General features: G+C 37.9%; 17 protein-coding genes, 18 tRNA genes and 1 riboswitch. Of the genes, 2 read left to right on the top strand and 33 right to left on the bottom strand.

Translation table 11 applies throughout. The features are described from left to right. Positions 1 to 7: 7 nt before the first annotated feature. From QUE18_RS04345 to pcrA, 21 genes are all read right to left on the bottom strand, one after another. Positions 8 to 838, bottom strand: a complete 831-nt coding sequence (locus QUE18_RS04345; RefSeq protein WP_009202780.1) for an Ig-like domain-containing protein — start codon at positions 836 to 838, stop codon at positions 8 to 10. Positions 839 to 996: 158 nt separating this feature from the next. Next, positions 997 to 1069, bottom strand: a tRNA-Lys gene (locus tag QUE18_RS04340). Between the two features lie 40 nt (positions 1070 to 1109). Then, positions 1110 to 1183: transfer RNA gene (locus QUE18_RS04335), tRNA-His, on the bottom strand. A 49-nt stretch (positions 1184 to 1232) separates the two neighbouring features. Beyond that, positions 1233 to 1306, bottom strand: a tRNA-Arg gene (locus QUE18_RS04330). Between the two features lie 30 nt (positions 1307 to 1336). Continuing rightward, positions 1337 to 1407: transfer RNA gene (locus QUE18_RS04325), tRNA-Gly, on the bottom strand. A 6-nt stretch (positions 1408 to 1413) separates the two neighbouring features. Next, a tRNA-Pro gene (locus QUE18_RS04320) sits at positions 1414 to 1488 on the bottom strand. Positions 1489 to 1597: 109 nt separating this feature from the next. Then, positions 1598 to 1678, bottom strand: a tRNA-Leu gene (locus QUE18_RS04315). 339 nt (positions 1679 to 2017) lie between these two features. After that, a tRNA-Lys gene (locus QUE18_RS04310) sits at positions 2018 to 2090 on the bottom strand. An 18-nt stretch (positions 2091 to 2108) separates the two neighbouring features. Next, positions 2109 to 2180: transfer RNA gene (locus tag QUE18_RS04305), tRNA-Gln, on the bottom strand. A gap of 24 nt (positions 2181 to 2204) precedes the next feature. Then, positions 2205 to 2278: transfer RNA gene (locus QUE18_RS04300), tRNA-His, on the bottom strand. Positions 2279 to 2320: 42 nt separating this feature from the next. Continuing rightward, a tRNA-Arg gene (locus tag QUE18_RS04295) sits at positions 2321 to 2394 on the bottom strand. A 30-nt stretch (positions 2395 to 2424) separates the two neighbouring features. Beyond that, positions 2425 to 2495 (bottom strand) — tRNA-Gly (locus tag QUE18_RS04290). Positions 2496 to 2501: 6 nt separating this feature from the next. Continuing rightward, positions 2502 to 2576 (bottom strand) — tRNA-Pro (locus QUE18_RS04285). 78 nt (positions 2577 to 2654) lie between these two features. After that, positions 2655 to 2735 (bottom strand) — tRNA-Leu (locus QUE18_RS04280). Between the two features lie 4 nt (positions 2736 to 2739). After that, positions 2740 to 2812 (bottom strand) — tRNA-Lys (locus QUE18_RS04275). 48 nt (positions 2813 to 2860) lie between these two features. Further along, positions 2861 to 2934: transfer RNA gene (locus tag QUE18_RS04270), tRNA-His, on the bottom strand. Between the two features lie 13 nt (positions 2935 to 2947). Continuing rightward, positions 2948 to 3021, bottom strand: a tRNA-Arg gene (locus QUE18_RS04265). Between the two features lie 5 nt (positions 3022 to 3026). Beyond that, positions 3027 to 3097 (bottom strand) — tRNA-Gly (locus QUE18_RS04260). A gap of 6 nt (positions 3098 to 3103) precedes the next feature. Further along, positions 3104 to 3178: transfer RNA gene (locus QUE18_RS04255), tRNA-Pro, on the bottom strand. A gap of 281 nt (positions 3179 to 3459) precedes the next feature. Further along, positions 3460 to 3741 carry a hypothetical protein gene (locus QUE18_RS04250; protein ID WP_008392446.1) on the bottom strand — a complete coding sequence of 94 codons (282 nt, stop codon included), beginning with the start codon at positions 3739 to 3741 and terminating at the stop codon, positions 3460 to 3462. 66 nt (positions 3742 to 3807) lie between these two features. Further along, positions 3808 to 6009 (bottom strand): DNA helicase PcrA, encoded by a 2202-nt coding sequence (pcrA, locus tag QUE18_RS04245; protein WP_009203049.1) that lies wholly within the window; start codon positions 6007 to 6009, stop codon positions 3808 to 3810. Between the two features lie 142 nt (positions 6010 to 6151). On the opposite strand from pcrA, the gene QUE18_RS04240 reads away from it, so the two are divergent. After that, complete coding sequence (locus QUE18_RS04240; protein WP_009203050.1) at positions 6152 to 6763, top strand: DUF1836 domain-containing protein; 612 nt, start codon at positions 6152 to 6154, stop codon at positions 6761 to 6763. A gap of 8 nt (positions 6764 to 6771) precedes the next feature. Here QUE18_RS04240 and QUE18_RS04235 read toward each other — a convergent pair whose 3' ends face one another. Both QUE18_RS04235 and QUE18_RS04230 read right to left on the bottom strand, forming a co-directional pair. Next, the gene (locus tag QUE18_RS04235) at positions 6772 to 7059 is read right to left on the bottom strand and encodes a YerC/YecD family TrpR-related protein (RefSeq protein ID WP_015530549.1); all 288 of its coding nucleotides are present in this window, start codon (positions 7057 to 7059) and stop codon (positions 6772 to 6774) included. Positions 7060 to 7133: 74 nt separating this feature from the next. Next, positions 7134 to 8561 (bottom strand): alanine/glycine:cation symporter family protein, encoded by a 1428-nt coding sequence (locus QUE18_RS04230; protein WP_009203051.1) that lies wholly within the window; start codon positions 8559 to 8561, stop codon positions 7134 to 7136. 120 nt (positions 8562 to 8681) lie between these two features. Beyond that, positions 8682 to 8776: riboswitch (glycine riboswitch) on the bottom strand. Between the two features lie 272 nt (positions 8777 to 9048). Between QUE18_RS04230 and QUE18_RS04225 the strand changes: the two genes are divergently transcribed. Further along, positions 9049 to 10416 (top strand): sodium-dependent transporter, encoded by a 1368-nt coding sequence (locus tag QUE18_RS04225; protein WP_009203052.1) that lies wholly within the window; start codon positions 9049 to 9051, stop codon positions 10414 to 10416. Between the two features lie 76 nt (positions 10417 to 10492). Here QUE18_RS04225 and purD read toward each other — a convergent pair whose 3' ends face one another. The 10 genes from purD to QUE18_RS04175 form a co-directional block, all read right to left on the bottom strand. Beyond that, complete coding sequence (gene purD / locus QUE18_RS04220) at positions 10493 to 11764, bottom strand: phosphoribosylamine--glycine ligase (protein WP_009203053.1); 1272 nt, start codon at positions 11762 to 11764, stop codon at positions 10493 to 10495. Between the two features lie 33 nt (positions 11765 to 11797). Continuing rightward, complete coding sequence (gene purN / locus QUE18_RS04215; protein ID WP_009203054.1) at positions 11798 to 12421, bottom strand: phosphoribosylglycinamide formyltransferase; 624 nt, start codon at positions 12419 to 12421, stop codon at positions 11798 to 11800. Then, positions 12415 to 13440, bottom strand: a complete 1026-nt coding sequence (purM, locus tag QUE18_RS04210; RefSeq protein WP_009203055.1) for a phosphoribosylformylglycinamidine cyclo-ligase — start codon at positions 13438 to 13440, stop codon at positions 12415 to 12417. The genes purN and purM overlap by 7 nt, the downstream gene beginning before the upstream one ends. Positions 13441 to 13458: 18 nt before the next feature. Further along, positions 13459 to 14169, bottom strand: coding sequence for an N-acetylmuramoyl-L-alanine amidase family protein (locus tag QUE18_RS04205; protein ID WP_009203056.1), 711 nt, complete (start codon positions 14167 to 14169; stop codon positions 13459 to 13461). Next, positions 14162 to 14665 carry a 5-(carboxyamino)imidazole ribonucleotide mutase gene (purE, locus tag QUE18_RS04200; RefSeq protein ID WP_008392456.1) on the bottom strand — a complete coding sequence of 168 codons (504 nt, stop codon included), beginning with the start codon at positions 14663 to 14665 and terminating at the stop codon, positions 14162 to 14164. Before purE ends, QUE18_RS04205 begins: the two co-directional genes overlap by 8 nt. Positions 14666 to 14740: 75 nt before the next feature. Next, on the bottom strand, positions 14741 to 16744 hold the full coding sequence (locus QUE18_RS04195) for an aminopeptidase (RefSeq protein WP_009203057.1): 2004 nt from the start codon (positions 16742 to 16744) through the stop codon (positions 14741 to 14743). A gap of 30 nt (positions 16745 to 16774) precedes the next feature. Continuing rightward, entirely contained in the window at positions 16775 to 17113 is a 339-nt protein-coding gene (locus QUE18_RS04190; RefSeq protein WP_008392458.1) for a DUF6142 family protein, read from the bottom strand. Next, a complete protein-coding gene (locus tag QUE18_RS04185) occupies positions 17110 to 17595 on the bottom strand; it encodes a VanZ family protein (RefSeq protein ID WP_009203058.1) in 486 nt (161 codons plus the stop codon). The genes QUE18_RS04190 and QUE18_RS04185 overlap by 4 nt, the downstream gene beginning before the upstream one ends. 2 nt (positions 17596 to 17597) lie before the next feature. Next, complete coding sequence (gene pyrE / locus QUE18_RS04180; RefSeq protein WP_008392460.1) at positions 17598 to 18281, bottom strand: orotate phosphoribosyltransferase; 684 nt, start codon at positions 18279 to 18281, stop codon at positions 17598 to 17600. Between the two features lie 20 nt (positions 18282 to 18301). After that, complete coding sequence (locus QUE18_RS04175; RefSeq protein WP_009203059.1) at positions 18302 to 18721, bottom strand: CBS domain-containing protein; 420 nt, start codon at positions 18719 to 18721, stop codon at positions 18302 to 18304. Between the last annotated feature and the right edge of the window lie 18 nt (positions 18722 to 18739).

Here is an 18739-nt window from a genome sequence, read left to right as displayed (position 1 = left end):
TATTATGTTAAAATTGATATTTTACCCAATATGGTGCAAGTTTTCTTGTATATAGCTGGTTACTAAATGAGGTCATTTCATCTGGAACCCAGAGAGCTTCGTACATTTTACTGCTTGCTCCTGTATATAAATTCAGATTTGTTGGTATCATTGCTTCATAACCTTCTGATAAATAGAAACTTTCTATATTCTTTATATTTTTCGAGCATGTTCCATCATATAGTGCATAGGAATTGATGATATCCAGACCATTTAATGGATAAGCAGCAAACCCATTCACAGCCTGCACATCATAAACAAACAGTACTAAGGTTGTTCCTGTATGTTCATATTCTCCTTGTTTGATTTCTTCTAATGATTGATTCATCTGTAATAATCGGTTTTCTGCTTCTTGTCCCTTTAAAGTTTCTGTCAGTTTGAAGTAAACGGTTCCTCCTGTTGTATCTAATGTGATTCCTGTTCTTGGATCAGCCGGATTGACTCTTGTCCCTATCGGATTCGGCTCTGTATTAGTCTTTGTCGGTTTCTTTGTTGTTTTCTTCCATACTTTTACTTTACATTTGTATTTCTTCTTTCCGATCTTGGCTGTGATCACTGCTGTTCCTGGCTTTTGGGCTGTAACTTTTCCTTTTCTTGTTACAGTTGCGATCGTTTTCTTGTTGCTTGACCACTTTACTTTTTTCTTTGTTCCTTTTACTTTCAAGGTGTAAGTTTTCCCTCTTTGTAAAGAAATCTTTGTTTTGTTCAATTTGATCTTTGCCTTTGCCTGAGTGTTCATTGTTGGAGTAAATGTCAATATCAGCATTGCAATGAACAGCCTTGTGAGTAATTTTTTCATACGTATTTCCTCCCTTCAATTGATCATATGTATATATTTAGTATATTCGTTTCTTTTTGTATATTCAATATGTTTTTTACTTTTTTGGTAAAATTTCCTATGATATAAAAAAAGACAGAGTTCTAAATTCTTTAAAACTCTGTCTCTTCTTAAAATAGTGAGCGTGCGGGGATTCGAACCCCGGACAACTTGATTAAAAGTCAAGTGCTCTACCACCTGAGCTACACACCCATATATTATTGTCTTTTAGCTAAAATAAGTAAAATAACAGGGTGGGTAATGGGATTCGAACCCACGGCCTCCAGAGCCACAATCTGGCGCGCTAACCAGCTGCGCTATACCCACCGTAATTGTATTGCTTCTATCTATCAAAATATGTTTAAACATAGAAAAACGAGCCTGAAGGGATTCGAACCCCCGACCCACGGCTTAGAAGGCCGTTGCTCTATCCAACTGAGCTACAGACTCAAACTTTATAGAATTTCTATAAAATTAAAAAGCGGGTGATGGGAATCGAACCCACGTGATCAGCTTGGAAGGCTGGAGTTCTACCATTGAACTACACCCGCTTATAATCGGGGTGACAGGATTCGAACCTGCGACCTCTTGATCCCAAATCAAGCGCTCTAGCCAAGCTGAGCCACACCCCGTAAGTGTTATGTGTTTTTGTCGCTCACAACAAAATATATTTTACTATGTTCTGTTATGATTGTCAAGAACTTTTTTCATTTTAATTTTCTTTGTTAGACAAAAAAATACTGCGGATGACAGGAGTTGAACCTGCACGTCGTAGACACTAGAACCTAAATCTAGCGCGTCTGCCAATTCCGCCACATCCGCATATTGCAAAACAACAAGCATTTGTTTTCTTGTCGACTGCTTGAATAGTATATCAAGTATTGGTATTCCTGTCAAGTATTTTTATACAAAAATAGCTGTGTCTACTTAATTCCCGCAGATACAGCCATTTTTGTGTTTTTAGTACTGGTTCTTACTTTGTTTTTGCCGATTTTACATTCAGCCATTTTGAATAGACATTTTTGAATCCAACTTTCTTATAGGTACGAATGCGTACATAATATTTCTTCTTTGCTTTGTTAATTTAATGATAGCATATTTCCATACATCAAAAAAGAGACATGATCCTAGATCTCTCTAAAATCATATCTCTTACAACAATGAGCGTGCGGGGATTCGAACCCCGGACAACTTGATTAAAAGTCAAGTGCTCTACCACCTGAGCTACACACCCTTATATAATTATCAAGAACTGGGCTAGCTGGACTCGAACCAGCGAATGCAGCAGTCAAAGTGCTGTGCCTTACCACTTGGCGATAGCCCATCATCATTAAAATTTAATGATCAGGGTGGGTAATGGGATTCGAACCCACGGCCTCCAGAGCCACAATCTGGCGCGCTAACCAGCTGCGCTATACCCACCATATGTGTTACTTCTATATAATATATACAGATATAGAAAAACGAGCCTGAAGGGATTCGAACCCCCGACCCACGGCTTAGAAGGCCGTTGCTCTATCCAACTGAGCTACAGACTCAAATCTTATAGGTTACCTATAAAATTAAAAAGCGGGTGATGGGAATCGAACCCACGTGATCAGCTTGGAAGGCTGGAGTTCTACCATTGAACTACACCCGCTTATAGTCGGGGTGACAGGATTCGAACCTGCGACCTCTTGATCCCAAATCAAGCGCTCTAGCCAAGCTGAGCCACACCCCGTAAGTGTTATATGATTTTGTAACTCATAACAAAAATATTTTATCATATCTTGTTATGCTTGTCAATCCTTAAAAGAACTGCGGATGACAGGAGTTGAACCTGCACGTCGTAGACACTAGAACCTAAATCTAGCGCGTCTGCCAATTCCGCCACATCCGCATAGTGAGCGTGCGGGGATTCGAACCCCGGACAACTTGATTAAAAGTCAAGTGCTCTACCACCTGAGCTACACACCCTTATATAATTAAATTACTTCACCACATATCTATTAGGCAAAATAATAGGGTGGGTAATGGGATTCGAACCCACGGCCTCCAGAGCCACAATCTGGCGCGCTAACCAGCTGCGCTATACCCACCATATATAAAAAACGAGCCTGAAGGGATTCGAACCCCCGACCCACGGCTTAGAAGGCCGTTGCTCTATCCAACTGAGCTACAGACTCATGAAAGCGGGTGATGGGAATCGAACCCACGTGATCAGCTTGGAAGGCTGGAGTTCTACCATTGAACTACACCCGCTTACAGTCGGGGTGACAGGATTCGAACCTGCGACCTCTTGATCCCAAATCAAGCGCTCTAGCCAAGCTGAGCCACACCCCGTAAGTGCTTTGCTGTTTCTCTATTTCCTCAACAGCAAGATTTATTATATAGAATCGTCCTTTAAATGTCAACAACTTTTTTCAACTTTTTTTATTTTTCTTGAACACTTTGTCGCAAATCCCCTGTTTATGCGGTTTCTGATCTTATATTTTTTTATTATCCTTTTTTATTTTTCTTAGACTTACTAAAAAAATCATAGGAAAAAGCCGCTAATTGTATCAAAAAAAGAACACCAAAAACAGGTGTTCTTTCTTCGTTTCAGTTTCCTATATGAAGCTTTCTTATTCTACTTCCTCGATGTCTTCTTCTTTCACATCCGTATCATCTTCTTCATCGAAGAAATCATCGTCAAAATCATCATCAAAGTCTTCATCAAAATCATCCATATAATCTGGTGTCAGATATTTATATACCGCAAATGCGATTCCTGCAACTGCTGCGATCGCTCCGATGATCGCTAACGCCCAAACGATTTTGTTATCTTCTTTTTCTTTTTTTGTTGCAATGATGTCTGAAACTTTTGCCATTTCTAAAAGATCACTTAATTTTTCCATGCCGCTCATTCCTTTCTTATGCGTTTTCTTTATTATATCACTTCTAACTATATTTTACTAACTTTTTCGTTCATTTTATTCGACTTTTTTTAGTTTTGCAAAGGATGCGAACATTTTTTTCACTCCTGCTTTCTCAAAGTCTACTGTTACCTCGTAATCACGGCCTCCAGAGACAATTTCAAGCACTTTTCCTTTTCCAAATTTTATATGTTTCACCATATCTCCAACATCATATGGTAAAGTATCCATTTTCGTTGAAGTAAATGATTTTGCTTGATATGGTTTTCTAAATCGATTACTGCGATTTGATGAAAACAATGCTTTATCTGGACGTTTTTCTTTGAAGTTGACCCCTGTGTCTAACTGTAATAGCTGTTCCGGAATCTCATCGATAAACCGTGAAACTTTATTAAACTGAGTTCTTCCTTGCATCATTCTTCGTTTTGCCGCACTTAAATAAAGCTTTTTCTTTGCTCTTGTGATTCCTACATAGCAAAGACGTCTTTCTTCTTCCATATCGTCATCATCTTCAGACATCACCGTCATATAACTTGGGAAGATTCCATCTTCCATACCACAAATAAATACGTATGGAAATTCCAGACCTTTTGCACTATGCAGTGTCATTAATACAACCCTGTTATCTGAATCTTCTAGATTATCAATATCTGCAACCAATGCGATCTCTTCTAATAATTCTGACAGACTCGCTTCTTCTGCTTCCTGTTCATATGTTACAACTTTATTTAAAAGCTCATTGATATTTTCAATTCTTCCTTCAGCTTCTTCCGTTTCTTCAGCTTTAAGATTCGCAATATATCCTGTTTCATCTGTAATATACTTAAATAATTCTTCCAGCGATCCTTCCTGCATCTTGCGTCTGAATTCACGGATCAGATCAGCAAATCCATTGATCTTTTTCTTTGCATTTCCCAATGTATCAATGCTATCCGCAGAAAAGCATGCATCTAAAAAACTAATATTATGCTCAACTGCATACACATTGATCTTCTCGATTGTTGCTGCACCGATCCCTCGTCTTGGAACATTGATGATCCTTCGCACTGCCAGATCATCCAGCCCATTATCAACAACTTTTAAGTAACTCAAAATATCTTTCACTTCTTTTCTCTGATAGAAGTTTGTGCCTCCCACAATACGGTATGGAATATTTTTGATCATAAAACTTTCTTCAAATACACGAGACTGCGCATTAGTACGATAAAGGATTGCCATATTTTTATAATCATAGCCTTCTTTGGATAGATCTTCAATCTCATGAATGATCTTTCTTGCTTCTTCGTATTCTGTTCCATACTGATGGAATTCGATCAGATCCCCTTCTTCGTTCTCAGTCCAAAGTTTCTTCGTTTTTCTTCCCTTATTGTGTTTGATCACCTCATTCGCTGCATTTAAGATATTCTTCGTGGAACGATAATTCTGCTCGAGTTTGATCGTAACTGCTTCTGGAAATACATTTTCAAAGTTTAAGATGTTCTTTACATTCGCACCTCTGAATTTGTAAATAGACTGGTCATCGTCACCTACAACGCAGAGATTCTGATATTTTCTTGCAAGCATACTGACTAACTGGAACTGGATCGTATTTGTATCCTGATACTCGTCAACCATGATATAACGAAATCTCTCCTGATAATAATCAAGCACTTCTGGATGGAACTGAAATAATTCCACGGTCTTAAAGATCAGATCATCAAAATCCAGTGCATTATTTGCCTTTAACTGCTTCTGATATTCTTTATAAATCTGTGCGATCTTTTTCTTCTTAAAATCATACTGATGTCTTGTTTCGTACTCGGAAGGTGTCATAAATTCATCTTTAGCAGAAGAAATCTCATTGATGATCCTTCTCTCTGGCATCATCTTTGTATCAATCTTATACTGCTTGCAGATCTGTTTGATCAGGGATTTCTGATCATCTGCATCATAGATCGTGAAACTGTTTCCATAACCAAGCTTATCAATATGCCTTCTTAAGATTCTCACACAAGTTGAATGGAAAGTACTGACCCAGATATGCTCTGCTCCAAATCCGACCAGATCATCGACCCTCTCTCTCATTTCCTTCGCTGCTTTATTTGTAAATGTGATCGCCATAATATGATAAGGATTCACACCCTGATCCATCAGATAAGCAATCCTGTGCGTCAACACACGAGTCTTTCCAGACCCTGCACCAGCAAGAAGCAAAAGCGGTCCCTCCGTACAAAAAACGGCTTCCTGCTGCTGTTCATTTAATGTATCATAAATTCCCATAGATAAATTCCTTTCTCAAAGCTTAACTGCTATTATACCTTATCAAGCGAAGCGAGTCCAGTCCGTTGCACCTGATGTTTTTTCTCTTGTCATATGGTTTGAATAACCGTATAATATAGTCATAAGATAAGGAGAAATCATTATGGAATTTGAAAAACAACTCGAAGAATGGATGAAACTCGATTATGTGCTTCCAGAAGACCTTCCAAACATCGAATTGTATATGGATCAGGTCACTACTTTTTTAGAAGAACAGCTAAAGAATACGAAGCGTTTCGAAGAAGATAAGATATTTACAAAAACCATGATCAACAACTATACCAAAAACCATCTTCTTCCACCTTCTAATAAGAAGAAATATTCCAGGAATCACATGATTCTTTTAATTTATATTTATTATCTGAAGAATTTTTTATCAATTTCAGATATTAAGAATCTGTTAGATCCTTTAAATGAACATTTTGATGATCAGGACTCAAAGAATTCTTTTTACACGATTTATAATGAGATTTTCAAGCTGGAACATGATCATAATACGGCGATCCGAGATTCGATCGCAGATGTATTTCATAAATCTGAGGCTACTTTTGCTGAATTAAAGGAGTCAAAGGAGAAAGAACAGCTGCAGCAATTTGCTTTTATTACACTTCTTGGATATGATATCTATCTAAGGAAACAGGTGATTGAGAAAATGATCGATGAACTCTATCAACCAGAGTCAAACAATAAATCAGAAAAGAAAAAGAAGAAATAGGCATCTGCCTATTTCTTCATTCGTTTAAATACCATATCATAGCCATCACTTCCATAATTCAATGAACGATTCACTCGGCTGATGGTTGCCGTGGAAGCACCTGTCTTATCTGCAACTTCTAAGTATGTATGCTTATCATATAACATCGAAGCCACCTCAAATCTCTGAGCTAACGATTCTAATTCATTTACTGTACAAAGATCTTCAAAAAATGTAAAACATTCTTCTTCTGTCTCTAATGTCAGTACTGCCTGAAATAATCTTTTTGCCGCTTCTGTCTTGATTTTCTTGCTCATTAGCATTTACTCCCTTTCTGATCTTATAGTTCCACTATACTATATCAGAGTGTTAAAGTAAAGCAATATTTTCTTTATGCTTCTCCTACTGTTGTTTTCACAATACCAACTCTTTCAAGATATCCTCTTGTCTCAGATACAACATCTCCGTTCAACGCAAGCAGTGCTACAAGGTTCGGGAATGCCATTAATCCATTACAGATATCCGCAATAGTCCATACAGCACTAACTGTCATAAATGGTCCAATAAATACTGCTAAAATATAAAACCATTTGAACGCTGTGATAACGAATTTCTTTCCATTTACCAGGTATTCCAGACATCTTTCACTATAATATGCCCATCCAAGAATTGTTGTAAATGCAAAGAATACAAGACACATCATTAATACAAATGCTGATGCTTTTGCAGGGAATGGAAGTCCTAATGCAAATGCCTTTGTTGTGACTGCAACTCCTTCAAGTCCCATATCCCATGCACCTGTCATAACGATTGCAAGTCCTGTCATTGTACATACGATGATCGTATCAATAAATGTTCCTGTCATAGATACAAGTCCCTGACGTACTGGTTCATTTGTCTGAGCTGCTGCCGCTGCGATCGGCGCTGATCCAAGTCCTGCTTCGTTAGAGAAGATTCCTCTTGCAATACCTTTCTGCATTGCAACTGTCATAGCTCCGATTGCTCCACCTGCAACTGCTTTTAGTCCAAATGCTGACTGTACGATCTCAGCAAATGCTGCTGGTACCTGTGGTAAATGTGTGAATACAATGATCAGACAGACACCAATATATGTCACTGCCATAAATGGCACGATAACCTCTGATACCTTAGAGATTCTCTTGATTCCTCCAATGATAACAAGTCCTGCACAGATTGTTACGATAATTCCTGCTACAACAACGCTAATAGAATAATTCATTCCAAATAAGCTGATCGTATGTACATTGGATGGGTCAAAGAAGTTATTCACTGCTGATGTGATTCCATTTACCTGTGTAAACGTTCCGATTCCAAACAAACCTACCATTGTTCCAAATACACAGAACAATTTTGCAAGCCATTTAAAATTCTTACCCATTCCTTTTTCAATGTAATAGAATGGTCCGCCAAGTGTGTGACCATCTTCTGCGATCACTCTATACTTAACCGCTAACATTCCTTCAGCATATTTTGTTGCCATTCCAAAAAAGGCTGCAAGCCACATCCAGAATAATGCTCCTGGTCCACCTGCAACGATTGCTGTCGCACATCCTACGATATTACCAGTTCCGATCGTTGCTGAAAGTGCCGTACATAATGCACCAAAACTTGTAACTTCTCCTTCTCCATCATCTTCATTATGAAATACATAATGTAGTGCCTTTCCAAGATGTCTGATCTGTAGTCCTCGAAGCCTGACTGTCAATAAGATTCCTGTAAAAAGGATCAAGATGATGAGGGGCATCCCCCAGATAAAATTGTCGACGTTGTTTAGTACATCGTTTAGCGTGTTTAACATTTTTCATTCCTCCAAAAATAGATCTTTGCGAATGTAACCTTGAACAGCTTGATTTTTGCATATCTGAGTATACAAAAAAGAGCTGATTAAATCAGCTCTAAAGAGTATCGAATACATTGCTTATAAAGCTCTGTCCTTTTGCCTGAGAGATTAGTTTCCTAATAGAAACTGTACACCTTCGGCGCTCACTTATGAGACTCTCCAGAGTTCATTTCTTTTTGTTCATCAGAAAGAAATGCCTATGTTTATTTTTCTTATCCGCAATATTTACTTTATATGATGATTCTGATATTTGCAAGTATTTTTTTTAATAATCAGTCACTTTCAGCACACTATACAAAAACACTTGTCTTTCTATGGCATACATATGTAATATTTTCCATACAATATTTTTATCAGTTTCTTTGCTTTTTTCCTGCTGCTGTGTTAAACTGATTCAGATACGCTCAATGCGTATGGAAACATTAGTTAAAGGAGACAACTTATAATGAAGAAACACAAAAGAAGCACTTTCTCTGGAAAGCTTGGCTTTGTATTATCAGCTGCTGGTGCTTCCGTAGGGCTTGGAAACATCTGGAGATTTCCATATCTCGCTGCTAAATATGGCGGTGGAATCTTTTTACTTGTTTATATCATACTTGCACTGACCTTCGGTTACACCTTGATCATGGCGGAGACTTCTCTTGGACGCATGACAAGAAAAAGCCCTGTTGGAGCATTTGAAAGCTTTGGAAACTCACGTTTTATATCTATTGGTGGTTGGATCAATGCAATCATTCCGATCCTCATCGTTCCTTATTATTCTGTGATCGGTGGATGGGTGATCAAATACCTGATCGAATATTTTGCCGGACATAGTAAAACTTTAGCTGGCGATGCTTATTTTACGACATTTATTTCCAATGGGTGGTCTACAGAAATCTGTTTTATCATTTTTACATTATTTACACTTGGTATCATTTACGCTGGTGTACGAAATGGAATTGAGCGTGTATCAAGATTTATGATGCCGATCCTGATCGTTTTATCACTGATCATCGCTGTGTATTCTGTAACCAGACCAGGTGCTATTGAAGGGGTAAAATACTTTCTTGTGCCAAACTTTGATCATTTTTCATGGATGACCGTTGTATCTGCAATGGGACAGATGTTTTATTCTTTATCCATTGCAATGGGAATATTGATCACATTTGGTTCTTATATGAAGAAAGATACTTCCATTGAAAAATCTACAGAGAATGTTGAGATTTTTGATACTGCGATCGCGATCATGGCTGGACTTATGATCATTCCTGCTGTTTTTGCTTTCTCTGGCGGTAATGCCGAAACATTAAAGTCTGGACCTGCCTTAATGTTTATCACAATCCCGAAAGTTTTTGCAAACATGGGATTTGGAACTGCGATCGGTATTGTATTTTTCTTATTAGTACTGTTTGCAGCTGTGACAAGTTCGATCGCACTGACAGAAAGTGCTGTTTCGACGTTCGAAGATGAACTACATTGGAGCCGTAAAAAATCAACTGTGTTCATGGGAATGGTTATGTTACTGCTTGGAACGCTTTCCTGCCTTGGGTATGGACCTCTTGCGAATTTTAAGATTCTTGGAATGCAATTTCTTGATTTCTTCGATTTCATAACAAACTCTGTGATGATGCCGATTGCCGCGATCGCAACCTGCCTTCTGGTGTCAAAAGTTGTTGGAGTTGATAAAATAGAAGAAGAGATCACAAAAGACGGACAGGCATTTCGCCGCAAGAAGATTTTCTGTTTTATGATCAAATATCTGTGTCCGCTTTTTGCAGCGATCATTTTGATCAGCTCAGTTGCAAATGCTTTTGGAATTATCACAATGTAATTTCATATATGTGTACTACTACAAAAAGGATGGCTGATTTCTCAGCCATCCTTTTTATATGATCATCCTTTAAAGATTATGCTTCATCAATTGCTTTTCCGATGTCATTTCTCTTATATTTGTTTGCAAAATCAATCCATTCTGTTGCTTTGTAAGCATTTGCTCTTGCAGCCTTTAGATTTTCTCCTTTTGCTACAACACCTAAGACACGTCCTCCATTTGTCACGATCTGATCACCATCAAACTTTGTTCCAGCGTGGAATACATAATATCCATCTTTGTCTTTGAATGTATCTAATCCTTTGATTTCGAATCCTTTATCGTATTTCTCTGGATATCCGTCAGATGCTAAAACAACGCATACTGCTGCATTATCTTCAAATTCCAATTCTACATCAGATAATTTTCCATCAATGCAGGCTTCCATCACGTCGATGATATCATTCTTCATTCTTGGAAGAACAACCTGTGCTTCTGGATCTCCAAAACGTGCATTGTATTCTAAGACTTTTGGTCCGTCTTCTGTGATCATCAATCCTGTAAATAAGATTCCTGTAAATGGTCTTCCCTCAGAAGCCATCGCATCGATCGTTGACTGATAGACATATTTTTCACAGAATGCTTCTACTTCATCATTGTAGAATGGACTTGGAGAGAATGTTCCCATTCCTCCTGTGTTAAGTCCCTGATCTCCATCTTTAGCACGTTTATGATCCTGTGCGGATGTCATACATTTGATCGTTTTTCCATCACAGAATGCCAGAACAGATACTTCTCTTCCTGTCATAAACTCTTCAATAACGATTTCATTACCAGCATCGCCAAACTGTTTGTCAAGCATTAATGTCTTAACACCTTCTTTAGCTTCTTCTAATGTGTTACAGATCAATACACCTTTTCCAAGTGCTAATCCATCCGCTTTTAATACGATTGGCATCTTAGCTGTTTCTAAATATTTGATAGCTTCATCTGGATCTGTAAAATTCTCATATGCAGCTGTTGGAATCTTATATTTCTTCATCAGATCTTTAGAAAATGCTTTGGAACCTTCGATGATCGCTGCATTCTTTCTTGGTCCAAAAACACGCAGTCCTTCTGATTCAAATGCATCGACAACACCACCAACTAATGGATCATCCATTCCAATGATCGTAAGATCAATTGCATTTTCTTTCGCAAATGCAACCAGTTTATCAAATTCCATTGCTTTGATATTTACACATTCCGCAAATTCTGCAATTCCTGCATTTCCTGGTGCACAATAAATCTTGTCTACTTTTGGGCTTTTAGCGACAGACCATGCGATCGCGTGTTCTCTTCCACCGCTTCCTACGATTAAAACTTTCATCTTTCATTTCCTTTCTTTCGTGATCTGAATGATTTATAGATAAATGACTTTTCCTTCTTCGACTTTGATCCTTCCATTAGCAATGTCATCAATGGCTTTCGGCATAATAACCCATTCTGCCTGCTCCATGATTCTTTGCTGAAGAACTTCTGGAGTATCTCCCTGTTTGATCTCTACTGCCTTCTGGGCAATGATCGGACCTGTATCCGTTCCTTCATCGACAAAATGAACGGTTGCTCCAGAAACTTTAACTCCCCTTGCCAAGGCTTTCTCATGAACCTTCAATCCATAATAGCCTGTTCCGCAAAATGATGGGATCAATGATGGGTGAATATTGATGATCCTGTTTTCAAATTCATGAATGATCTTCTCCGGAATCACAACCAAGCATCCCGCAAGAACGATCAGATCAATCTTACGGTCTACAAGCTCGTTATACAATGCTTCGTTAAATAAATCTCTTGTCTCAAAATCTTTGGGAGAAAGTGCAACTGCTTCGATATCATGTTTCTTCGCACGCTCAAGTGCATATGCATTCTTATTATTGCTGATCACAACATCAATCTTCGCATTTGTAATGCTTCCATTCTCGATTCCATCGATAATGGCCTGAAGGTTTGTTCCTCCTCCGGAAACAAGTACTGCCACTTTTAGCATAAAGTAACTCCTTTTTCTCCAGCTTCCATATGCCCTACGATATATGGTGTATCTCCTGCTGCTTTGATTGCTTCCATTGTTTTATCAACATCTTCTTTATCAACCGCAACAACCATTCCAAGTCCCATATTGAATGTGTTGTACATCATCTCTTCTGCGATATCTCCTTCTTTGGCAAGAAGTTTAAAGATTGCTGGTACTTCATAGCTGTCTTTCTTCACAACTGCTTTCATTCCTTCTGGAAGCATACGTGGGATATTCTCATAGAATCCACCACCTGTGATATGACTGCATGCTTTAACTGTAACTCCTGCATCTTTCACACTCTTTAATGCTTTTACGTAGATTCTTGTCGGAGCAAGTAATGCTTCTCCTAATGTTTTTCCTAATTCATCATAATATGTATTTAAAGATTCTTTACTCATATCAAATACTTTTCTTACTAAAGAGAATCCGTTGCTGTGAACTCCTGTAGATGCCATACCGATCAAGACATCTCCATCTTTTAAGTTTTCTCCTGTGATCAGGTCTTTTCTGTCACATACACCAACTGCAAATCCTGCAAGGTCATAGTCTTCTTCTGGCATAAGTCCCGGATGTTCTGCTGTCTCTCCACCGATTAAAGCTGCATCTGACTGTACACATCCTTCTGCTACACCGCTTACGATCTCAGCGATCTTTTCAGGATAGTTTTTACCGCAGGCAATATAGTCTAAGAAGAACAGAGGTTCTCCTCCTGCACATGCAATATCATTTACACACATAGCAACTGCATCGATACCGATCGTATCATGTTTATCAAGGATCATTGCAAGTTTTACTTTTGTTCCACATCCATCAGTTCCTGAAAGTAAGACTGGATCATCCATATCTTTGATCTTCTTTAAAGAAAATGCTCCGGAAAATCCTCCTAATCCACCAAGTACCTCTTCTCTCATGGTTCTCTTTACGTGTTCTTTCATCAGTTCTACAGATTTGTATCCTGCTTCAATATCCACGCCTGCTTTCTTGTAATCCATTGTTACTTCTCCTCCTGATTATTTAAAATATTGATCAATACCATTTGCAATGCCGTCTACCATCTTCTTCTGTGTCTGCTTCTTCTGCATCTGTTTATCTTCGGTCTTATTTGTCATAAATCCCATCTCTATCAGTGCCACTGGAATCTTACTCCAGTTTGTTCCTGTAAGATCGTCACGTTTTGATAAACCACGTTTCTTGAATTTGGTTGACTTACAATAACTGTCCAGTATATTCTTTGAGAGTTTTTTACTCTTCTTGCTTAATTTTGCTACATAAGGATTCTGCTGTGATGGGTATAGCACAGAAACACCACGAACATTCGCTGATGCTGCATCCGCATGCAGTCTGATACAGATATCAGCACCACTTTTATTTGCACGGATCGCTCTTTGCTTATTGCTAATGTTTACATTCTGTTTTCTTCTTATCATATACACATCATAACCGCGTTTCTTTAACTCTTTCTCAAGCTTTAATGCAATCTGCAGAGTTAATTTGGATTCTGGTACTTTCGTTTTGACTCCCTGCGTTCCGTATGCTACTTTGGGTTTACGCATCTTCGCGCCCGGTCCGATAGGTTCTGTCTTACTGTTTCCCTTTCCCTGGTGTCCTGCATCAATTGCAATCTTGTATGTCTTCTTTGTTTTTGCTGCACTTACTGGAAAACTTCCTGTAACTACAACCATACATACGCATAAAAACGCTGCAAGAATCTTCTTATTCATAATCTTTGTATCCAACTTTGTCAAGTTTCTCTGCTTTCTCTACAACTGACTGTTTCATCTCTTCGCTGTAAGCTTCTAATTTCTCAAGTAATTTCTCGTCTGATGTTGCAAGGATCTTCGCTGCAAGGATTCCTGCATTAAGTCCTCCATTGATCGCTACAGTCGCTACTGGTATTCCAGATGGCATCTGTACGATAGAATATAAAGAATCAACACCACCGAGGTCGGAAGTCTTCATCGGAATACCGATAACTGGCATTGGGAATAAAGCTGCACACATACCTGGAAGATGTGCTGCCTTTCCAGCACCTGCAATGATCACTTTCACTCCACGGTCCTTCGCACCTTTTGCCCACTCAAAGAAAATATCTGGTTCTCTGTGTGCGGAAATGATCGTCATCTCAAAATCGATCCCCATCTGATCTAAAAACTCTGCTGCTTTTTTCATGATAGGCATATCAGAATCGCTGCCCATTACAATTGCTACTTTTGCCATGTTCTTTCTCCTTATCTTATGAAATTAACAAAAACTTCCCTTTCAGGATTTTATCTTTCTTATCATTGTACTGATTTAACCGATTTCCGTCAATGGTTCATTTAATGTTTCTGTACCAGAAAGTACAAATTTACCATCTTTGATCAGTAAAATCTCATCTCCGCCAAGGGTGATCGCACAAATAGAATCCAGTTCTTCATATGGAATCGTAATATCTGTGTGGCACTGGAAATACTCGCCTTCTTTGGAGCATTCATTATATTTTGCAACAATTTCCTTGCCATCTGGATTGTGAACTTCAGTTTCTTCACAATGACTGTAGCAAGTATCTCCCACTGCAAAATGAGGTCCCATCTTCTCAACGATCAGGATCGGAAGCTGATATAAGATATCATATGTCTTCGCCATCACATATGCTGTTGTGTTTGTTCCGATCGCAAACTCGCCCATTGGGAGCGTATCTCTGTTATATAAGAGATTCTCTTTGATAAATGCCTTATTTTCTTCCTCTGTTTTAAAGTTTTTGCATGTATATTCAGAAATCATTCCATCTTTAAAAGTAATTTCAAGATCAATGAATTTCAGATCATTTAAATAGACTTCTCCAACATGCAGTACTCCATTGGTCCCTGTTAATTTTGGTGAGGTAAACACTTCTCCAACTGGAATATTGACATCTGCAAGGCAGTTTTCAAAATTCGTTTCTTTGGATGGGTCATCCATCTCATGCATCGCTACGTATAGGTCGGTCTTATTCTTTCCTTTTCCTTTGATATGAACTTCCACTGCCTGATTCAGGGCATCGATCAAATGTTGCTGAATCTGTCTGTATTTGTCTTTATCCAATGTATTAACTTTCACGACTTCTTTAAAAATCTCTTCAAAGTTATCCCCGATCTCAGGAATTGGATATGAAATGATCGTAAAGCTCCTCTGCTCTGGTTTGATATATTGATTCATGATCTCTGAGGCTTTCATCTGAAATTCCACAGAAAGCTCCTGCTGCTTCTTGCTTAATTTTAAATTCTCTTCTTTATTCTCTGGTAAAAAAGGTATTTCCCCAAATGTTTCCATGCAAGCTGGTCCAGCAAACACATATGCTTCATCTTTATAATGTTCATATGCATTATGATAACATTCTAATTTGTGTTTCATAAAACGATTATCAAAGAATATCGCCTGATCATATCTGTGGTCATATTCATACTGTGGGTTTGGAGAAGATGAAACATAACCAATCTTATGAAGTCCTCGTGTTAAAACAGATACACCACTTCTATAGATGATCGGTGCAAGCCCAATTTCTGAGAATAAACGAACTGCCTCTCTGACAACTGGTTCAAATCCGATCGTATAACGGATATTAACACTTCGTTTTGGGCTCATATCAATGTTATTGATGATAAATCCTTCATGAAATCCATCAACATATGTTTTGGCCATTGCTGTAATCTCTTCTTGTGGTAATTTATTTAAAAACTTTAAAGTATCAATTTCATTTTCGGAAATATATTCTCCATATTGATACAAAATATCTGGATCACTGAGATCAGATTCCATCACGATCTTTGTTGCAAAATCAAGTTCTGGGTCTAACTGTTCTCTGATTCTGTACTCAAAAACATCCTCGCTGTAATCTCTCATATGATCAAAAACAATATGCTTGATCTTCTGCGGATGTTCTTCTCCTGACAAAAATAAATTGCTGATTTCCAAGAACAATTCATTGTTGATCACAAGGTCAAACAGTCTTCCTTCGATCGCATAGATAAATCCACTGCGCATCTCTGCATATAAAAATGCGAAGATCTGACCATACTCTTTTCCAAACTTTTCTGTACAAAATTCTGGATTCCCAAAACTATGTGCATATTGTTCCTGGCTGATCTCTTCATACCATATTCTATTCCACTGTTTTAACTGTTCTAATGTCCTCTCTTTGGTATCGTAAATCTCATTTACATATAATAAAAGATCTGCCATTTTAGAAAAATATGAAGAAAATTCTCTTGTTTCTTCTACATCTTTCTTTAATTCTAACAGTGCGATCTTATTTAATTCATGTCTTTCTGATAACATTGTATTCAAGTCATCTCTTCCTTTCTTTACTTAGATCATTGCAATTATTCCAATCACAAAAATGATCACAGATACTGCCAGCACAATTCCGTTGCAAGTACATCCAATGATCTTCCATTTCATCACTGCTGCGGTATCTTTCATACTTTGTATTCCAAAATATAATCCTATAGCTGATACTACCAGCAAGATCCATCCTCCAGCTCCACTTAATGGACTGCTTGTTCCTCCTGTCTTTATGGAACCGAAAAGCAGCAGGTAATATCCAATGATCCCTGCTGCTCCTAAAATCACAGAAACAATTGATTCCCGTGAAATAATCTTGTCAGATGGACGATATGCAAATGTTTTTCTTTTGTTTCTCTTCATTTTGCCGCCCTCTTTCTGTTATATAAATCATATACTGCTACTACGACCCTGTATATCATATACCCGATCAATCCACCAACCGTATTCATCAGAAGATCATCTACATCAAATACCCCTACTTTCATGATCAATTGACTTGTCTCGATCACTAAACTAAAAAAGGAAGTTGCAAACACTGCACGAAAAAATGCCTTTTTCTTATTGATCACGATCGGGATCATAAAACCAAATGGACTGAATGCAAAAATATTTCCAAACAGATTTGTGACCACTGCTTCGGTGGACAAAAGATGTCTGTATGTCCAGAACCTGTTGATTTCTTTGAATAAAACTAAGTTCATATGGGAGGTATCATATCCTGTATCCCTCCCATATCGTTCACTCAATAATACAAAATAAAATATAACTATGATATAAAGATAAAATATAACTTTTATTCCTCGTCTGGCTAACTTCTTTTTCTCAACCGTCACAAGAACCATCCTTAATGTTTTGCACCATACTGTTCATAGTATGCATCAATTGCTGCTTTTAATGTATCATCAATCACAACTTTTCCATTACATTCTTTGTTATATAAACATTCTACAACTTCTTCCATATCAACGATCGCTGCTGTATCAAATCCATATAATTCTTTCACTTCATCCAGTGCACATTTTTCTCCGCCTTTACCGATTTCCATACGGTTTAAGGATACCATTAATCCAACGATCTCTACGTTTGCTGCTCCTTTTACTTTTGGAACTGTCTCTTCCATGGATTTACCAGATGTTGTAACATCTTCGATCATGATCACGCGGTCACCGTCTTTTAATTCGCTTCCAAGGAAGTTTCCTTTATCTGCACCATGATCTTTTGCTTCCTTACGGTCAGAACAATAACGAACTTCTTTTCCATATAATTCGCTGTATGCGATCGCTGTTACAACTCCTAATGGAATTCCTTTGTATGCAGGTCCGAATAACACATCAAAATCATCTCCATAAGTACTATGGATTGCTTTTGCATAATATTCTCCAAGTCTCTTTAACTGAGATCCTGTCACATAAGCTCCTGCATTCATGAAAAATGGAGATTTTCTTCCACTCTTTAATGTAAATTCTCCAAATTTTAATACATCACTTTCTACCATAAATTCGATAAACTCTCTCTTATACTGTTCCATCTTCTATTTAAACCTCCATCTTATTCATTCTTTGCTAATTTGCGGTATTCGTCATAATAAAAACGAATCACATCTTTTCTTGTCACGATCCCGATAAATTTCTCCTGATCATCAATGACCGGAACAAAATTCTGATCTGTGATCACATCGACAAGATCATCCATATCTGTGCTGATCATCACTGCCTGAATGTTTCTCTTTCTCTTTACATCCATAAGTTTGACTTTCTCAGCTTCTGATATATTCCAATGGCACATAGATTCCATGGCACGCAATACATCACCTTCTGTGATCGTTCCTGCGTATTTACCATCATCAGTTAATGTCGGCACTGCTGAATATCCATGATATTTTAGTTTTTCAAATGCCTGCCTTAAACTTTCATCGGCAGGGATATAGGCAACCTCACTTTTCGGAGTCAGGAAAAATAAAATATTCATACCCTCATCCTCCTTTTA

This window comes from Anaerostipes hadrus ATCC 29173 = JCM 17467, from assembly GCF_030296915.1.
GTDB lineage: Bacteria > Bacillota > Clostridia > Lachnospirales > Lachnospiraceae > Anaerostipes > Anaerostipes hadrus.
The sequence above is the reverse complement of the archived record's forward strand: the minus strand, read 5'-3'. Positions and strand labels throughout refer to the sequence as shown.

Coding starts and splice junctions, on each gene's coding strand:
- QUE18_RS04345 (WP_009202780.1), bottom strand. CDS start 838: ATGAAAAAATTACTCACAAGGCTGTTCATTGCAATGCTGATATTGACA.
- QUE18_RS04250 (WP_008392446.1), bottom strand. CDS start 3,741: ATGAGCGGCATGGAAAAATTAAGTGATCTTTTAGAAATGGCAAAAGTT.
- pcrA (WP_009203049.1), bottom strand. CDS start 6,009: ATGGGAATTTATGATACATTAAATGAACAGCAGCAGGAAGCCGTTTTT.
- QUE18_RS04240 (WP_009203050.1), top strand. CDS start 6,152: ATGGAATTTGAAAAACAACTCGAAGAATGGATGAAACTCGATTATGTG.
- QUE18_RS04235 (WP_015530549.1), bottom strand. CDS start 7,059: ATGAGCAAGAAAATCAAGACAGAAGCGGCAAAAAGATTATTTCAGGCA.
- QUE18_RS04230 (WP_009203051.1), bottom strand. CDS start 8,561: ATGTTAAACACGCTAAACGATGTACTAAACAACGTCGACAATTTTATC.
- QUE18_RS04225 (WP_009203052.1), top strand. CDS start 9,049: ATGAAGAAACACAAAAGAAGCACTTTCTCTGGAAAGCTTGGCTTTGTA.
- purD (WP_009203053.1), bottom strand. CDS start 11,764: ATGAAAGTTTTAATCGTAGGAAGCGGTGGAAGAGAACACGCGATCGCA.
- purN (WP_009203054.1), bottom strand. CDS start 12,421: ATGCTAAAAGTGGCAGTACTTGTTTCCGGAGGAGGAACAAACCTTCAG.
- purM (WP_009203055.1), bottom strand. CDS start 13,440: ATGGATTACAAGAAAGCAGGCGTGGATATTGAAGCAGGATACAAATCT.
- QUE18_RS04205 (WP_009203056.1), bottom strand. CDS start 14,169: ATGAATAAGAAGATTCTTGCAGCGTTTTTATGCGTATGTATGGTTGTA.
- purE (WP_008392456.1), bottom strand. CDS start 14,665: ATGGCAAAAGTAGCAATTGTAATGGGCAGCGATTCTGATATGCCTATC.
- QUE18_RS04195 (WP_009203057.1), bottom strand. CDS start 16,744: ATGTTATCAGAAAGACATGAATTAAATAAGATCGCACTGTTAGAATTA.
- QUE18_RS04190 (WP_008392458.1), bottom strand. CDS start 17,113: ATGAAGAGAAACAAAAGAAAAACATTTGCATATCGTCCATCTGACAAG.
- QUE18_RS04185 (WP_009203058.1), bottom strand. CDS start 17,595: ATGGTTCTTGTGACGGTTGAGAAAAAGAAGTTAGCCAGACGAGGAATA.
- pyrE (WP_008392460.1), bottom strand. CDS start 18,281: ATGGAACAGTATAAGAGAGAGTTTATCGAATTTATGGTAGAAAGTGAT.
- QUE18_RS04175 (WP_009203059.1), bottom strand. CDS start 18,721: ATGAATATTTTATTTTTCCTGACTCCGAAAAGTGAGGTTGCCTATATC.